At 72.5% G+C, this 12,951-nt stretch carries 14 protein-coding genes; 4 read left to right on the forward strand and 10 right to left on the reverse strand.

Going from position 1 to position 12,951, the window contains the following annotated elements; genetic code table 11:
* Entirely contained in the window at positions 1-999 is a 999-nt protein-coding gene (hemB, locus tag ACN4JJ_RS06815) for a porphobilinogen synthase (RefSeq protein ID WP_440709160.1), read from the reverse strand.
* Between the two features lie 116 nt (positions 1,000-1,115).
* Between hemB and ACN4JJ_RS06820 the strand changes: the two genes are divergently transcribed.
* Positions 1,116-1,748, forward strand: a complete 633-nt coding sequence (locus ACN4JJ_RS06820) for an alpha-ketoglutarate-dependent dioxygenase AlkB (protein ID WP_440709161.1) — start codon at positions 1,116-1,118, stop codon at positions 1,746-1,748.
* A gap of 28 nt (positions 1,749-1,776) precedes the next feature.
* Here the strand turns inward: ACN4JJ_RS06820 and ACN4JJ_RS06825 are convergent, their stop codons facing one another.
* The 9 genes from ACN4JJ_RS06825 to hemE all read right to left on the reverse strand — a co-directional run bounded on the left by ACN4JJ_RS06825 (position 1,777) and on the right by hemE (position 9,512).
* Entirely contained in the window at positions 1,777-2,589 is an 813-nt protein-coding gene (locus ACN4JJ_RS06825; RefSeq protein ID WP_440709162.1) for a uroporphyrinogen-III synthase, read from the reverse strand.
* Positions 2,586-3,521, reverse strand: a complete 936-nt coding sequence (gene hemC / locus ACN4JJ_RS06830) for a hydroxymethylbilane synthase (protein ID WP_440709163.1) — start codon at positions 3,519-3,521, stop codon at positions 2,586-2,588. Before hemC ends, ACN4JJ_RS06825 begins: the two co-directional genes overlap by 4 nt.
* Positions 3,522-3,541: 20 nt before the next feature.
* Positions 3,542-4,714 carry a ferrochelatase gene (locus ACN4JJ_RS06835; RefSeq protein ID WP_440709164.1) on the reverse strand — a complete coding sequence of 391 codons (1,173 nt, stop codon included), beginning with the start codon at positions 4,712-4,714 and terminating at the stop codon, positions 3,542-3,544.
* Entirely contained in the window at positions 4,711-5,469 is a 759-nt protein-coding gene (gene hemQ, locus ACN4JJ_RS06840; protein ID WP_440709165.1) for a hydrogen peroxide-dependent heme synthase, read from the reverse strand. Before hemQ ends, ACN4JJ_RS06835 begins: the two co-directional genes overlap by 4 nt.
* A gap of 74 nt (positions 5,470-5,543) precedes the next feature.
* Complete coding sequence (locus tag ACN4JJ_RS06845) at positions 5,544-5,840, reverse strand: DUF3618 domain-containing protein (protein WP_440709166.1); 297 nt, start codon at positions 5,838-5,840, stop codon at positions 5,544-5,546.
* Positions 5,840-6,244 carry a phage holin family protein gene (locus ACN4JJ_RS06850; RefSeq protein WP_440709167.1) on the reverse strand — a complete coding sequence of 135 codons (405 nt, stop codon included), beginning with the start codon at positions 6,242-6,244 and terminating at the stop codon, positions 5,840-5,842. The genes ACN4JJ_RS06845 and ACN4JJ_RS06850 overlap by 1 nt, the downstream gene beginning before the upstream one ends.
* A gap of 11 nt (positions 6,245-6,255) precedes the next feature.
* Positions 6,256-6,690 carry a YtxH domain-containing protein gene (locus ACN4JJ_RS06855; protein WP_440709168.1) on the reverse strand — a complete coding sequence of 145 codons (435 nt, stop codon included), beginning with the start codon at positions 6,688-6,690 and terminating at the stop codon, positions 6,256-6,258.
* Between the two features lie 151 nt (positions 6,691-6,841).
* Positions 6,842-8,443 (reverse strand): protoporphyrinogen/coproporphyrinogen oxidase, encoded by a 1,602-nt coding sequence (locus ACN4JJ_RS06860; RefSeq protein ID WP_440709169.1) that lies wholly within the window; start codon positions 8,441-8,443, stop codon positions 6,842-6,844.
* A gap of 1 nt (position 8,444) precedes the next feature.
* Entirely contained in the window at positions 8,445-9,512 is a 1,068-nt protein-coding gene (gene hemE, locus ACN4JJ_RS06865) for a uroporphyrinogen decarboxylase (RefSeq protein WP_440709170.1), read from the reverse strand.
* An 89-nt stretch (positions 9,513-9,601) separates the two neighbouring features.
* Here hemE and ACN4JJ_RS06870 point away from each other — a divergent pair, with 89 nt between their 5' ends.
* The 3 genes from ACN4JJ_RS06870 (at position 9,602) to ACN4JJ_RS06880 (ending at position 12,949) form a co-directional block, all read left to right on the forward strand.
* Positions 9,602-10,960, forward strand: a complete 1,359-nt coding sequence (locus ACN4JJ_RS06870; protein ID WP_440709171.1) for a hypothetical protein — start codon at positions 9,602-9,604, stop codon at positions 10,958-10,960.
* 86 nt (positions 10,961-11,046) lie between these two features.
* Positions 11,047-12,444 carry a glutamyl-tRNA reductase gene (locus tag ACN4JJ_RS06875; RefSeq protein WP_440709172.1) on the forward strand — a complete coding sequence of 466 codons (1,398 nt, stop codon included), beginning with the start codon at positions 11,047-11,049 and terminating at the stop codon, positions 12,442-12,444.
* Between the two features lie 85 nt (positions 12,445-12,529).
* Positions 12,530-12,949, forward strand: a complete 420-nt coding sequence (locus ACN4JJ_RS06880; RefSeq protein WP_440709173.1) for an NUDIX hydrolase — start codon at positions 12,530-12,532, stop codon at positions 12,947-12,949.
* Positions 12,950-12,951 lie beyond the last annotated feature (2 nt).

Consider the following 12,951-nt stretch of genomic DNA (forward strand, 5'->3'; position numbering starts at 1 on the left):
TCATGCTGATCCCTTCAGAGCACGGGCGACCTCGACCGCCCAGTAGGTGAGCACCGCGTCGGCGCCGGCGCGGCGGATGCTCACGAGCGATTCGAGGATGGCGCGCTCCCGATCGATCCAACCGTTGGCCGCGGCGGCCTCGATCATCGCGTACTCGCCCGACACCTGATACGCCCAGACCGGCACGGGAACGGCCGCTGACACGTCGGCGACCAGATCCAGGTAGCTGAGCGCGGGCTTCACCATCACGATGTCGGCGCCCTCCTCCACGTCGAGCACGGCTTCGCGCAGGCCTTCGCGGCGGTTCGCGGGGTCGAGCTGGTAGGTCTTGCGGTCGCCGCGCAGCGTCGATCCGACGGCCTCCCGGAACGGGCCGTAGAAGGCGGAGGCGTACTTGGCGGCATAGGCGAGCAGGGCGACCTCCTCGAAGCCCTCGGCGTCGAGCGCGGTGCGCACCGCCGCCACCTGGCCGTCCATCATGCCGGAGAGGCCGAGCAGCTGAGAGCCCGCGCGCGCCTGCTCGAGCGCCATGTCGCGATAGCGCAGCAGCGTGGCGTCGTTGTCGACCGCGCCGCGGGCGTCGAGCACGCCGCAGTGGCCGTGGTCGGTGAACTCGTCGAGACAGAGATCGGTCTGCACCACGAGGGCGTCTCCCACCTCGGCCGCCACGACGCGGGTGGCGGCGTTGAGCACGCCGTCGGGGTCGGTGGCCGCGGTGCCCTGAGCGTCTTTGGCCTGGTCGGCCGGCACGCCGAACAGCATCACCCCGCCGAGGCCGGCCTCCGCCGCCTCGGTGACAGCGGCCTTCAGGCTGTCGAAGCTGTGCTGCAGCACGCCGGGCATGGAGGTGAGCGCAACGGGCTCCACCACGTCGTCGCGCACGAACAGCGGCAGCACGAGTTGCGCCGGATCGATCCGCGTCTCGGCGACCAGCCGGCGCATCGCCGGGGTGGAGCGGAGCCGGCGCGGCCGGACATCGGGGAACGATCCTGAACTCATGTCTCCAGCCTATGCCGACCGTGCTGGACGTCGGCCGCCTGTGCAGAGCCGGCCCGTTCTCCACAGGGCGCGACAATTAAGTCGAACACATGTTCGAATGTGCGTACGATGGCGACATGAACATCGACTTCCAGACCTCGCTCTTCGACGACCTCGACGCCGACCCCGGCCTGGAGGGTCTCGGGGGCACCGTGCAGCGCACCGTGCTCGGCGACGGGGCCTGGATCGACCTGCGGCCGGGGTGGGTCTCCAACTCCGACGCGCTGTTCGAGCGCCTCGCGGTCGACGTGCCCTGGCAGGCCGACCGGCGGGAGATGTACGACCGCGTGGTGGAGGTGCCCCGGCTCGTCTCCCGCTTCGGCGCCGGGTCGGTCTACCCCGATCTCGTGCTCACCCGGGCTCAGGATGCTCTGAACGAGCACTACGGGCGCCCGCCCGGTCAGGTGTTCCAGACGGCCGGGCTGTGCTTCTACCGCACCGGCGACGACAGCGTGGCCTGGCACGGCGATCGGGTCGGTCGCACCATCGATCGCGACACGATGGTGGCGATCGTGTCGGTGGGGGCGGCCAGAACCCTCTCCGTCCGGCCGAAGGGCGGAGGCGAGACGCTGCGCTTCCCGGTCGGGCACGGCGATCTGGTGGTGATGGGCGGCAGCTGTCAGCGCACCCACGAGCACGCCGTGTTGAAGACCAAGCAGGCGGTCGGGCCGCGCATCAGCGTGCAGTTCCGGCCGGTGTGGCCCAGGTGAGGCCCGGTGGAGACGGCCGGCCCCGCACTCAGAAGTCGGAGCGGTCGTCCTCGTCGCGGTCCTCGGCGCGGCGGGCGTTGGCCACCTCGATCACCGAGTTGATCAGCGATTCGGAGGAGCGGCCCTTGGCGATCACGTCCACCCGAAGGCCGTAGGCGCGCGCGTCGTCGGCCGTGCGCGGGCCGATCGCGGCCACGAGCGTCGATTCCGGCACCGGCCCCAGCTGAAGCTGCACCTGCTCGGCGACGGATCCCGAGGTCACGAAGACCGCGTCGATCGCCCCGGCGGCCACGTCGGCGCGGATCTGCGGATCGACCTCCACCCCGATGGTGCGATAGGCCACGACCGACTCGACGGTGTGGCCGCGCTTGATCAGCCCCTCGGTGAGCACCGGTTTCGCGATGTCGCTGCGGAGCGTGAGCACGCGCAGCTCCGGGCCGAACTGCTCGAAGCGCTTGAGCTCGCGCAGCAGGCCCTTCGCGGAGTTGTCCTCCGGCGGCACGAGGTCGACCTTGTACCCGGCCGCGGTGAGGGCGGCGGCGGTCGTCTCGCCGACGGCGGCGATGTGGGTCTCCGGCGGAACGACGGCCTGGTGGGCGGTGAGCACGTCGACCGTCGTCGCACTGGTCATGGTCAGCCAGTCGAACGAGCCGGCGGCGAGGGCCTGCAGGGCGCGCTCGAGGGTCTCGGCGTCTTCGGTGGGAGCGAAGTTGATCATCGGCGCGACGATCGGTTTGGCGCCGACGGCCCGCAGGTCGGCCGCGACGCCGTGGCCCCACGGTCCACCACGGGGAACGAGGATGCGCCAGCCGCCGAGCGGGCGCTGCGACCAGGCGGTCACTCTGCGCCGCCCGGGCCGAGGGGTGCGATCTCGGCAGCCCCGTCTTCCATCAGCTGGGCGGCCACGGCCTGGCCGAGCAGGTCGGCCACGAGCAGATCGTCGCCCAGGAGGCTGGCGGATCGCTCGCAGCCCAGCTCGGCGGCGCCGTCGGCCTGGTAGACGGTGGCCGAGAGGTGGAGTTCGTCGTCGGCGACGGTGGCCGCAGCCCCGATCGGAGCCGCGCATCCCGCCTCGAGGGCAGCGAGCACCGCACGCTCGGCGAGGATCGCCGTGCGTGTGGGCGGGTGTTCGATGCTCAGCAGTTCGGGGATGCTGTCTCCCTCTCGGGTCTCGATCGCGAGCGCACCCTGGCCCGGCGCAGTGGGCCAGAGATCGAGTGCGAAGAGTTCGGATGCTGCGTCCAGCCTACCCAGCCTACCGAGCCCGGCTGCCGCGAGCACCACGGCGTCCAGGTCGCCGTCCCGCACGCGACCGAGACGGGTGTCGACGTTGCCGCGGATGTCGACGATCCGCAGATCGGGCCGGAGCGAGAGCAGTTGAGCCACCCGGCGCGGCGAGCCGGTGCCCACCGAGGCGCCTTCGGGCAGCTCGTCGAGGGTGAGTCCGTCGCGGGTGCAGAGGGCGTCGCGCGGGTCTTCGCGCTCGGGGACGGCGCCGAGCACGAGACCGTCGTACGGCGCGGTGGGCAGGTCTTTGAGCGAGTGCACGATCAAGTCGCACTCGCCGGCGAGCAGGGCCTCGCGGAGCGCACTGGCGAAGACACCGGTGCCGCCGAGGCTGGCCAGCGACTCCTTGGAGCGGTCGCCCTCGGAGGTGATTATGATCGTCTCGATCTCGATCCCGGTCGCCTCCGTCAGCGCAGCGACGACGTGGCCGGTCTGGGCGCGCGCCAGAGCGCTGCCCCGTGTCGCCACGCGCAGTGCTCCGCTCATGCTCCCGCCCTCCTGCCAGCCTACGGCGCGATCCCGGAGAGCGCGGGCTTGAAGCCCAGTCGCACGTTTTCACAGCACCCGGGGCGGCACACGTCGTACCACGGACCGAGATCGGTCACGGCGGGGCGCTCGGCCACGGGCGTGCCGTTCACGCGTTCCAGCACCAGGTCGACCAGCCCCGCCACGTAGGAGGGGTCGACGCCCGGCGTCGGCACGCGAACGCCGAACAGATCGTGCTCGGCGCACGACTCGAGGGCCTCGTTGTCGAGGTCCCACATGACCTCCATGTGGTCGCTCACGAACCCGAGCGGCACGATCACCACGGCCTTCACGCCCTTGGCGGGGAGTTCGGCGATGGCGTCGTTGATGTCGGGCTCGAGCCACGGCTGGCTCGGCGGGCCCGATCGAGACTGGTAGACCAGCTGCCAGGGCACCTCGCTCGCACCCGCCGCGGCGAGCATGACGACCTCGGCCACGGCCCGGTGCTGCGCCGCGTAGGCGCCGTCCGGCCCGAACCCGCGGGAGGCCGGGCCCGAGCGCTCGGCGTCGGCGCTCGGGATCGAGTGCGTGGTGAAGAGCACCTCGATCTCGCGCGTCGGATCGATGCCCTCGAAGCGCTCGCGGACGTCGGCGAGCGCCTTCCCGACGCCGTCGATGAAGGGCTGCACGAAGCCGGGGTGGTCGAAGAACTGGCGCACCTTGTCGATCGTGATCGTGCCGCCGAGGCCCGTCTCGTCCAGGGCGATCGCGAAGTCCTCGCGGTACTGCCGGCAGCTCGAGTAGGAGCTGTAGGCGCTCGTGGCGATCGCGATCAGGGTACGGAAACCACGCTGATCCGCTTCGGTGAGGGCGTCGCGGAGGTACGGATCCCAGTTGCGGTTGCCCCAGAGCACCGGCAGGTCGATGCCACGGCCGGCGAGCTCCGCCTCGAGGGCGGCCTTGAGCTCGCGGTTCTGCGCGTTGATCGGGCTGATGCCGTCGAAGGCGCGGTAGTGGTGCGCCACCTCCTCGAGCCGCTCGTCGGGGATGCCGCGGCCGCGGGTGACGTTGCGGAGGAAGGGGATGACGTCGTCTTGCCCCTCCGGGCCGCCGAAGGAGGCGAGCAGGATGGCGTCGTAGGCCACCGGCTCGGTGACGTGCTCCGGTCCGGATGCGGCGGCCGGGCTCGCGTTGGGCACGATCCGGGCGCTCACTGCAGCACCTCGACGATCTCGGCGGTGTCGATGCGCCGTCCCGTGAAGAACGGGACCTCCTCGCGCACGTGCATCCGCGCATCCGTCGCCCGCAGGTGACGCATCAGGTCGACCAGGTTCATGAGGTCGTCGTCTTCGAGGGCGAGGATCCACTCGTAGTCGCCCAGGGCGAAGGAGGCCACCGTGTTGGTGAGCACCGAGCGGTACTGCGCACCCTTCCGGCCGTGGTCGGCCAGCATCGCGCGTCGCTCCTCCTCGGGCAAGATGTACCACTCGTAGGAGCGCACGAAGGGGTAGACGGTGAGCCAGGCGGCCGGTTCCTTGCCGCGCATGTAGGCCGGCAGATGGTTGGCCGAGAACTCGGCGTCGCGGTGCACGCCCATCGCGTTCCAGGTGGGGAGGAGGTCGACGAACACGCGCGTGCGGCGCAGCTGGCGCAGGGCCCACTGCAGGGTCTCCGGCACACTGCCGTGCAGCCACACCATCACGTCGGCGTCGGCGCGCAGGCCCGAGACGTCGTACAGGCCGCGCACCATGACGTCTTCCGCCTCGACCGAGGCGATCGTGTCGTCGAGCTGCGCGATGGCATCCGGAACCTCGGCGCCGTCGAGGAAGAGCGGGGCGTCGGGGTTGCGGCGGAACACCGCCCAGAGCGTGTAGCCGATGACCGGCACCGCCTCCGAGTCCTCCACATCGCGGGCGGCCGACGGCTGGGCATCGGTGTGGACGGTCGACTGGACTGTCGGGTCAGTCATGTTCCTCTTCGTTCGTGATCGTGGTGCGGTGACGCGATGATGCGGGGCGTGCGGATGCTCGGGCGGGCGGCACGCTACTTCTTGCCGGCGAAACGGAAACCGAGCACGGCGGCGGCCCCGACGGCCACGACGGCTCCGGCCAGCACCGTGCCGAACACGACCGGGTTGTCGTGCCGCAGGCGGTTGACGCTGCTCTTCAGCCGGTGGGCCGCGTGGCGGGCCTGCTTGGGCACGTTGAGCTTGAACTCGATCGCGTCGAGCGTGGCGCGCAGGTCGGCGCGGTTCTTCTCGATGTCGGCGAGCAGTTCGGCCTTGGAGCGCTGGGGGGCCTCGTCGGCCGGGGTCTGGCCCGTCTTCGCCACTTCACTCATCACTGACCCAATCCTTTGACGGTGTTGATGTCTTTCTTGATGCTCGTGATGGCCTCTTCGGGGATGGGCGGCACGCCCTTCTTCACCGACGAGACGCCCACGAGGGCCAGGATGCCGGCGAGCACCAGCAGGGCACCGGCCACGATCAGGGCCGAAGCCCAGGCCGGCAGCACCGTGGCTAGGCCGAGCACCGCTGCGGCCACGAGCGTCGCGAGCGCGAAGAACGCGAACAGGGCGGCGGCCACGAACAGGCCGATACCGATGCCGAGCTTCGCGAGGCGTGCGGTCAGCTCGCGCTTGAGGTTCTCGATCTCGTCCTTGAGCAGCTGGATGACCAGCGTGGGCAGCTCGGCGAACAAGGAGACGAGCGAGCGGCGCGCTCGTTTGTCGCGTTCTTCGGTCACGGTGCCTTCTCCTACTCGTCGTCGGCGGTGTCGGCAGCCGACTTGCCGGCCGGCTTCGTCGAGGCGGTCGAGGTGGCGGCGGAACCGGCCGCACCGCTCTTCGCGCCACCGGCCGGCTTGGCCGAGGAACCGGCGGCGCTCTTCGCGGGCGTGGCCCGGGTCGATCCGACCGACGCGGCCGCGCGCGAGGAGGACGCAGAGGTGCTCGGCTCACGGCCGATCAGGGCGCCGAGGGCACGCCGTACCTTCACCGAGAGGTCGGCCTTCACGGCGTCGACCCGCGCACCGGCGAACTCCTGCACCTTGTCCACACCCGACTGCACGGCGGGCGTGTTCCAGACCTTGTCCGCTCCGGCCTTGATCTGCTCGTAGCGCTCACGCCCCGCCCGAGTTCCCAGCACATATCCCGTTGCCAGCCCGACGACGAAGACGATCTTTCCGCGCATTACTACTCCGATCGATCACGAACACAGGGTCTTCACCAGCGTAGTCCCCCCGCCCCGAGGCCGCATGGCGTCGATTGCCAGGTTCCGGGCGGGCGACGGGCGGGCGTCACCGTGCGAGACGGCGCAGGCCCCGCGTCCTGCCGGTCCCGGGTCAGGCGCGAGGTGCGCGGTGGTCTCCGCGCAGTTCGGCGGCGACTCCGGATGCGACTGCTCGCGCCTGCTCCACGGTGGCGGCGAGGCCGGTGCCGGCCACCCACGCCCCGGTGACGTCCAGACCCGGCACCTCGTCCACGCCCGCGAGCAGGCGGCGCACCCGCGCCTTGTGGCCGACGGTCGCGAAGGCGAGCGAGTCGGTCCACTCCGTCACCGCGAACCCGGCCACCGAGGCCTCCGCGAGCGGCACGCCGAGCAGGGTGCTCGCGTCGTCCAGGGCTCCGGCGAGCGTCACCTCCGGGCCGGCGGCGTGCCCCCGGCCGTACGACAGGCGCAGCACGTGCCGGTGCGCCGGCAGCGCGTCGGCCAGCCAGCGCCACTTCGCACTCGAGTGCGTGAGCGCCTTGGCGGCGACGCCCGGGGTGTCCTCGCCCACGAGCACGCCGGTGCCCCGCGGATGCGCGTCCAGGCGCGGCTCGTCCACCACGATCGTGGCGAGCGTGATCGAGGCCGGCTCGGGCCACTCCCCCGCCGGCGGCAGCACCTCGGGGGCGATCTCGCCCAGCAGGCGCAGTCCGCCGCGGAACCCGGTGGCCACGAGCACGGCCCGGGCCGCGACGCCCGTCCGCGATGCGGCCGGTGCGTCGGCGGCATCCGGCTCGCCACCGCCCTCGACGCCCGTCGCCGGCACGCTCTCCAGCTCGACCCGCCAGCTCGCGGCGACCGCGCCCGAGGCGCCGGCATCCGGAACCGCCGCGGTCGTCGCATCCGGGGCCGTCGCCGTCTGGCCGACCCGCGACACCGTGGCCGCCCGCGTGCGTGTGCTGATCTGCACGCCGTAGAAGCGGCAGTCGGCCTCGAGCGCCTCGACGAGACGGTAGACGCCCCCCGAGATGCCCTGCACGAGCGAACCCGCGGGCGCCTGCTCGCGCAGCGCCATCACGGCGCCGGAGAGCGAGCCCTGCGTGGTCATGGCCTGTGTGAGACCGGGCGCGACCGCGTGCACGTCGACCACGCCGGGATCGGCGGAGTGCACACCGGCGACCACCGGGGTCACGAGCCGGTCGAGCACCTTCTGCCCCATCCGGCGGCGCACGATGTCGCCGAGGTCGGTCTCGGCGCGCACCCGCACGAGCGGCATCAGGCGGTCGAGGTAGGCGCGCAGCGATCCGCCCCAGCCGAGGATGCGGCGCACGTCGTCGGCGAGCGGCGAGCCCGGGATGCCGAGCACGCCCGCAGCGGGGAGGGGGGCGGCGCCGCCGTTCCAGGTGACCCAGGCGCCGGCGGCATCCGGGGTCACGATGTCGTCGGCCAGACCGAGATCGGTGGCGAGGCCGGCGACGGTTCCCTTGCGGACGGCGAAGCTCTCGGCTCCGGCGTCGAGGGCGATGCCGGCCACCTCGTGCCGGGCCACGAACCCTCCGAGCACGGGCCGCTCCTCCACGAGCAGCACCGACTGGCCGAGGTGCGCGAGCTGGCGGGCGGCCACCAGGCCGGCCACGCCGCCGCCGATCACGACGACGTCGACCGAGCCGGGGATGTCGTCGCCGGAGCCGCCGTCGCGCGAACCGGGCACGGCGGCCGATCCCGCATCCGTCATCTCAGGCCTCCCGGCCCTGCGCGTGCACGAGCTCGACGATGCGGGTCAGCACCGCCGGGTCGGTCTCCGGCGGCACCCCGTGCCCCAGGTTCAGAACGTGCGCGGGGGCGCTCCGGCCGCGGCGCAGCACGTCGAGCACGTGCGCCTCGAGCACCTCCCACGGCGCCGCGAGCAGCGCGGGGTCGATGTTGCCCTGCACGGTCACGCCGCCGCCCAGCCGCGCCGAGGCCTCGTCCAGCGGCAGCCGCCAGTCCACGCCCACCACGTCGGCGCCCACGGCGTGCATCTCTTTCAGCACCTCGCCGCTGCCCACGCCGAAGTGCACCACCGGCACGTCGAGGTCCCGGATCGGCGCGAGCGCCTTCGCCGAGAACGGCGCCACGCGCTGCACGTAGTCGGCGCGGGAGAGCGAGCCCACCCACGAGTCGAACAGCTGCGCGGCGCTCGCACCGGCCAGCAGCTGGGCGCGCAGGAAGGCGCCGGTCACCGCGGCGGCCCAGTCGAGCAACCCCTCCCAGGCCTCGGGGTCGGCGTGCATGAGCGTGCGGGCGCGGATGTGGTCTTTCGACGGCCCGCCCTCCACGAGGTAGGCCGCGAGGGTGAAGGGCGCGCCGGCGAAGCCGATCAACGGAGTGCGGCCGAGCGCGGCGACGGTCAGGGCGACACCGGCCTGGATGGCCGAGAAGTCGGCGCCGGCCGGATCCGGCAGCGCCTGCACGTCGGCGAGGGTGCGCACCGGCTTCGCGAGCACGGGGCCGCGGCCGGGCTCGATCTCCACGTCGACGCCCGCCAGGCGCAGCGGGATGACGATGTCGCTGAAGAAGATGCCGGCGTCGACCCCGTGCCGGCGCACCGGCTGCAGGGTGATCTCGCTGGCCATCGCCGGGTCGAGACAGGCGTCGAGCATCCGGGTTCCGACCCGCAGTTCGCGGTACTCGGGCAGCGAGCGGCCGGCCTGGCGCATGAACCACACGGGGGTGATCGGGCCCCGCCTGCCGCGGTAGGTGGTGATGAGCGGGGAGTCGGCCGTGCGGCCGTCGGAGAGCGGATGCGTCGCGGGCAGAGTCACCGCCACATCCTACGGCGGGCGATGGGGACTTCTGCCCATGGGCCCGGCGGCGCGCGGGTGGTAGACAGGGGTCGATACAAGGGGGCGCCATGAGCGACGACGAGACCACTGCAGACCACGACCAGAACGATCCCGCGAAGACGAACGGATCGGGCGGGCAGCCGGGCGCCACGCCGCCGCCGCCACCCCCCGCACCTCCGGCCGCCCCGCCCGCGTACCCGGCGGCGCCCGCCCAGAACCAGCGCCACCCGGGTTACACGCCGGAGCAGCTGGCGCAGTCCCAGCCCCAGCCCCAGCCCCAGCCCGGCTACGGGACTCCGCAGCCCGGCCAGCCGTACGCTCCCGGCCAGCCCCATCCGGGCTACGGTCCCGGGGCCGCTCAGGCCCCGCAGCCGCACCCGGGGTACGGCCCCGCATCCGGAGCCCCCGGTGCGGACGGCGCCCCGCCCAAGAAGCGCGGGCTCGGCGCCGGCGCCCTGATCGCCATCATCGGTGGCGGGGTGGCGCTGATCATCGTCATCATCGTGGTGATCGCCCTGGTCGCCAACAGCATCGCGGCCACCAACGCCGCGAATGCCCGCAAGCCCTCCGACACGGTGGTGAGCTACCTCACCGCGCTGAGCGAGGGCGACGCCGAGACCGCGCTCGGACTGCTCGGCACCGCGCCCGACGACGACACGCTGCTCACCGACGAGGTGCTCGCGGCCTCCAACGAGCTCGCGCCGATCACCGACATCGAGGTCGTGCAGCAGGTGGGCGACGAGGGATCGGCCGACGTCACGGTCGGTTACCTCCTCGGCGGTGACCCGGTTCAGGCCGAGTACTCGGTGCTCGACTACGACGGCGACGGCGAGTGGCAGGTCAGCGGCGGCACCGGCTACATCAGCACGGCGAAGTTCGACGGCATCGGACTGACCGTCAACGGCGTCTCGGTGGAGGGCGACGAGGTCGAGGTCTTCCCCGGCGCCTACGCGCTCGCGACCGACCTCCCCAACTTCACGCTCGCGGGAACCACGACCGTCGTCGTGACGGCGCCGTTCGAATCCGGCGACACCGGCGACATCGAGCCGGTGCTGTCGGATGAGGCGCTGCAGCAGTTCCGCAGCCTGGTGACCGCGGCGGCCAACGAGTGCCTGGCCTCCACCACCCTGGCCGCCGGCTGCGGACTCGAGCTGCCCGCCACGCTCGACGACGGCACGAGCCTGGTCGACGGCACGATCAAGCGCACCCTCTCGGCCGACGGCCAGACCACGCTGAGCTCGCTCGAACCGACGCTCAGCTACGACAACCCCACCCTCGCCCAGGGCGACTACATCGGCTCGGTCGACGTCACCGCGCAGTGCAGCCAGGGCGGAGCATCCGGAACCTGCGACCTGATCTTCGCCCCGTCGCTCGGCTCCCCCTCGGTGGACATGGCCAGCGACAACCTCACGGTGCTCTGGGACTGACCGCGAACCCGGGGTCCGCCGGGGCAGCTCCCGGCGGACCTCGGGCCCTCGGCTCATCTCAGGAATAACGGGCGTACAATCGTTCAGTGCTCATCTGCCTGACCGCGAATCACCGGAACGCGGGCTTCGACCTCCTCGAGAAGCTGTCGGTGGGCACCGCAGACGTGGCCAAGAGCCTCGTGACCGAGAGCGATTTCGTGCAGGGCGCGGTCGTTCTGGCCACCTGCAACCGCTTCGAGGCCTACCTCGACATCGACGAGCCCCTCACCGCCGGCCTCTCGCTGGCCGTCGAGCAGGCCGCGGAATCGTTCAGTGCGGCATCCGGAACCGACGTCGACGAGCTGCGCGACAGCCTCACCCTGCTCTGCGGCGACGGCGTGGCCGACCACCTGTTCGCGGTGTCGTCGGGCCTGGAGTCGGTGGTCGTCGGCGAAGACGAGATCGCCGGTCAGGTGAAGCGGGCACTCAGCACCGCGCGGATCGAGGGCACCACCTCCTCCGACCTGGAGCGGCTGTTCCAGCGCGCCTCGCAGACCTCGCGCGGTGTCAAGACGAAGACCGGCCTCGGCGGTGCCGGGCGTTCGCTCGCCCGCCTCGCCCTCGACCTCGGCGAGAGCCGGGTCACCGACTGGGCCGCCACCCGCGTGCTGCTGGTCGGCACGGGGCAGTACGCCCGCGTCACACTCGCGAACCTGCGCGACCGCGGGGTCACCGACATCCGGGTGTATTCGCCGTCGGGCCGCGCGGCCGTGTTCGCCGCCAAGCAGGAGCTCGTGCCGGTGCCCGCCGACGGCTTCCTCGAGGCCGTCGCCACGGCCGACGTGGTGATCACCTGCAGCACGGCGGCCACCGTCGTGCTGGATGCCGACCACCTGCGCGCCGCGGCCTCACTTCCCGGCGCCTTCAGCCGCCGGCTCATCATCGACCTCGGTCTGCCGCGCAACGTCGACCCCGCCGTCGCCGGTGTGGCCGGATCCGAGCTGCTCGACCTCGAGACCATCAGCCTGCACGCGCCGCTCGACGAGCTGAACGCCGAGTCGGATGCCCGCGCGCTGGTCGACCAGGCGGCGGCGGAGTACCGCGCCGGCAAGGCCGAGTCGGCCGTCACCCCCGCGGTCGTCGCTCTGCGCTCGCACCTGTTCGACCTGCTCGACGCCGAGATCGGGCGCTCGCGCACCTCGGCCATCGCCACCGCGGCGACCGCCGACCCGTCCGCGACCGTGCTCGCGGCGGCCGCCGCCGAGCAGACCGAACGGTCACTGCGGCACCTGGTGGGCGTCATCCTGCACTCCCCCTCGGTGCGTGCCCGCGAACTGGCGCGCGAAGGCCGGGCCGACGAGGTGTTCGCCGCCGTCGAGACGCTCTTCGGTCTCGGCTCCGCGGCCGCCCTCCGCTCGGAGATCGCCGCCCAGGCGGATGCCGCCGCGGCAGCATCCGGAGCCGTCACGCTCGACGACTACCGCACCGGCACCGACCGCGCCTGATCCTCGTGCGACGGCCCTCCCCCTCCGTGGCGTTGCCTCATACGGCCGTCGTTCCGCGGGGATCCCGGCCGTTCGAGGCGACTCGGTGACGGCGTCGAGGGCTGCCCTGCCGCCGATCGCCGTGGCCGCGCTGGCGCTCGTGCGCGAGCGGCGGGTGCTGATGGTGACCGCGCGGGCGCGCGAGGTGCACTACATGCCGGGCGGCAAGATCGATCCGGGCGAGACCGCCGCCGAGGCCGTGCTGCGTGAGGCGCGGGAGGAGATCGGCGTGGCGGTCGACCCGGCGAGCCTCGACGAGCTGTTCACGGTGAGCGTGCAGGCGCACGGCGAGCCCGAGGGGCGGCTGGTGCACATGCAGGTGTTCCGGGGCGAGACGACGGATGCTCCGGTCGCCTCGAGCGAGGTCGACGCGGTGCACTGGGTCACCACGGCCGACCTCGACCGCTGTCCCCCGGCCGGCGCCGAGACCCTCCGCCGCCTGGCCGCCCTCGACCTGATCGACTGATC

It is taken from the genome of Herbiconiux dendrobii (assembly GCF_052048175.1).
Taxonomy (GTDB): domain Bacteria; phylum Actinomycetota; class Actinomycetes; order Actinomycetales; family Microbacteriaceae; genus Herbiconiux.

What these genes read in the sequence shown, in the direction of transcription:
- ACN4JJ_RS06870 (WP_440709171.1), top strand. Translation starts at nt 9,602, where the DNA reads ATGAGCGACGACGAGACCACTGCAGACCACGACCAGAACGATCCCGCG.
- hemC (WP_440709163.1), bottom strand. Translation starts at nt 3,521, where the DNA reads ATGAGCGGAGCACTGCGCGTGGCGACACGGGGCAGCGCTCTGGCGCGC.
- ACN4JJ_RS06820 (WP_440709161.1), top strand. Translation starts at nt 1,116, where the DNA reads ATGAACATCGACTTCCAGACCTCGCTCTTCGACGACCTCGACGCCGAC.
- hemQ (WP_440709165.1), bottom strand. Translation starts at nt 5,469, where the DNA reads ATGACTGACCCGACAGTCCAGTCGACCGTCCACACCGATGCCCAGCCG.
- ACN4JJ_RS06855 (WP_440709168.1), bottom strand. Translation starts at nt 6,690, where the DNA reads ATGCGCGGAAAGATCGTCTTCGTCGTCGGGCTGGCAACGGGATATGTG.
- ACN4JJ_RS06845 (WP_440709166.1), bottom strand. Translation starts at nt 5,840, where the DNA reads ATGAGTGAAGTGGCGAAGACGGGCCAGACCCCGGCCGACGAGGCCCCC.
- hemB (WP_440709160.1), bottom strand. Translation starts at nt 999, where the DNA reads ATGAGTTCAGGATCGTTCCCCGATGTCCGGCCGCGCCGGCTCCGCTCC.
- ACN4JJ_RS06860 (WP_440709169.1), bottom strand. Translation starts at nt 8,443, where the DNA reads ATGACGGATGCGGGATCGGCCGCCGTGCCCGGTTCGCGCGACGGCGGC.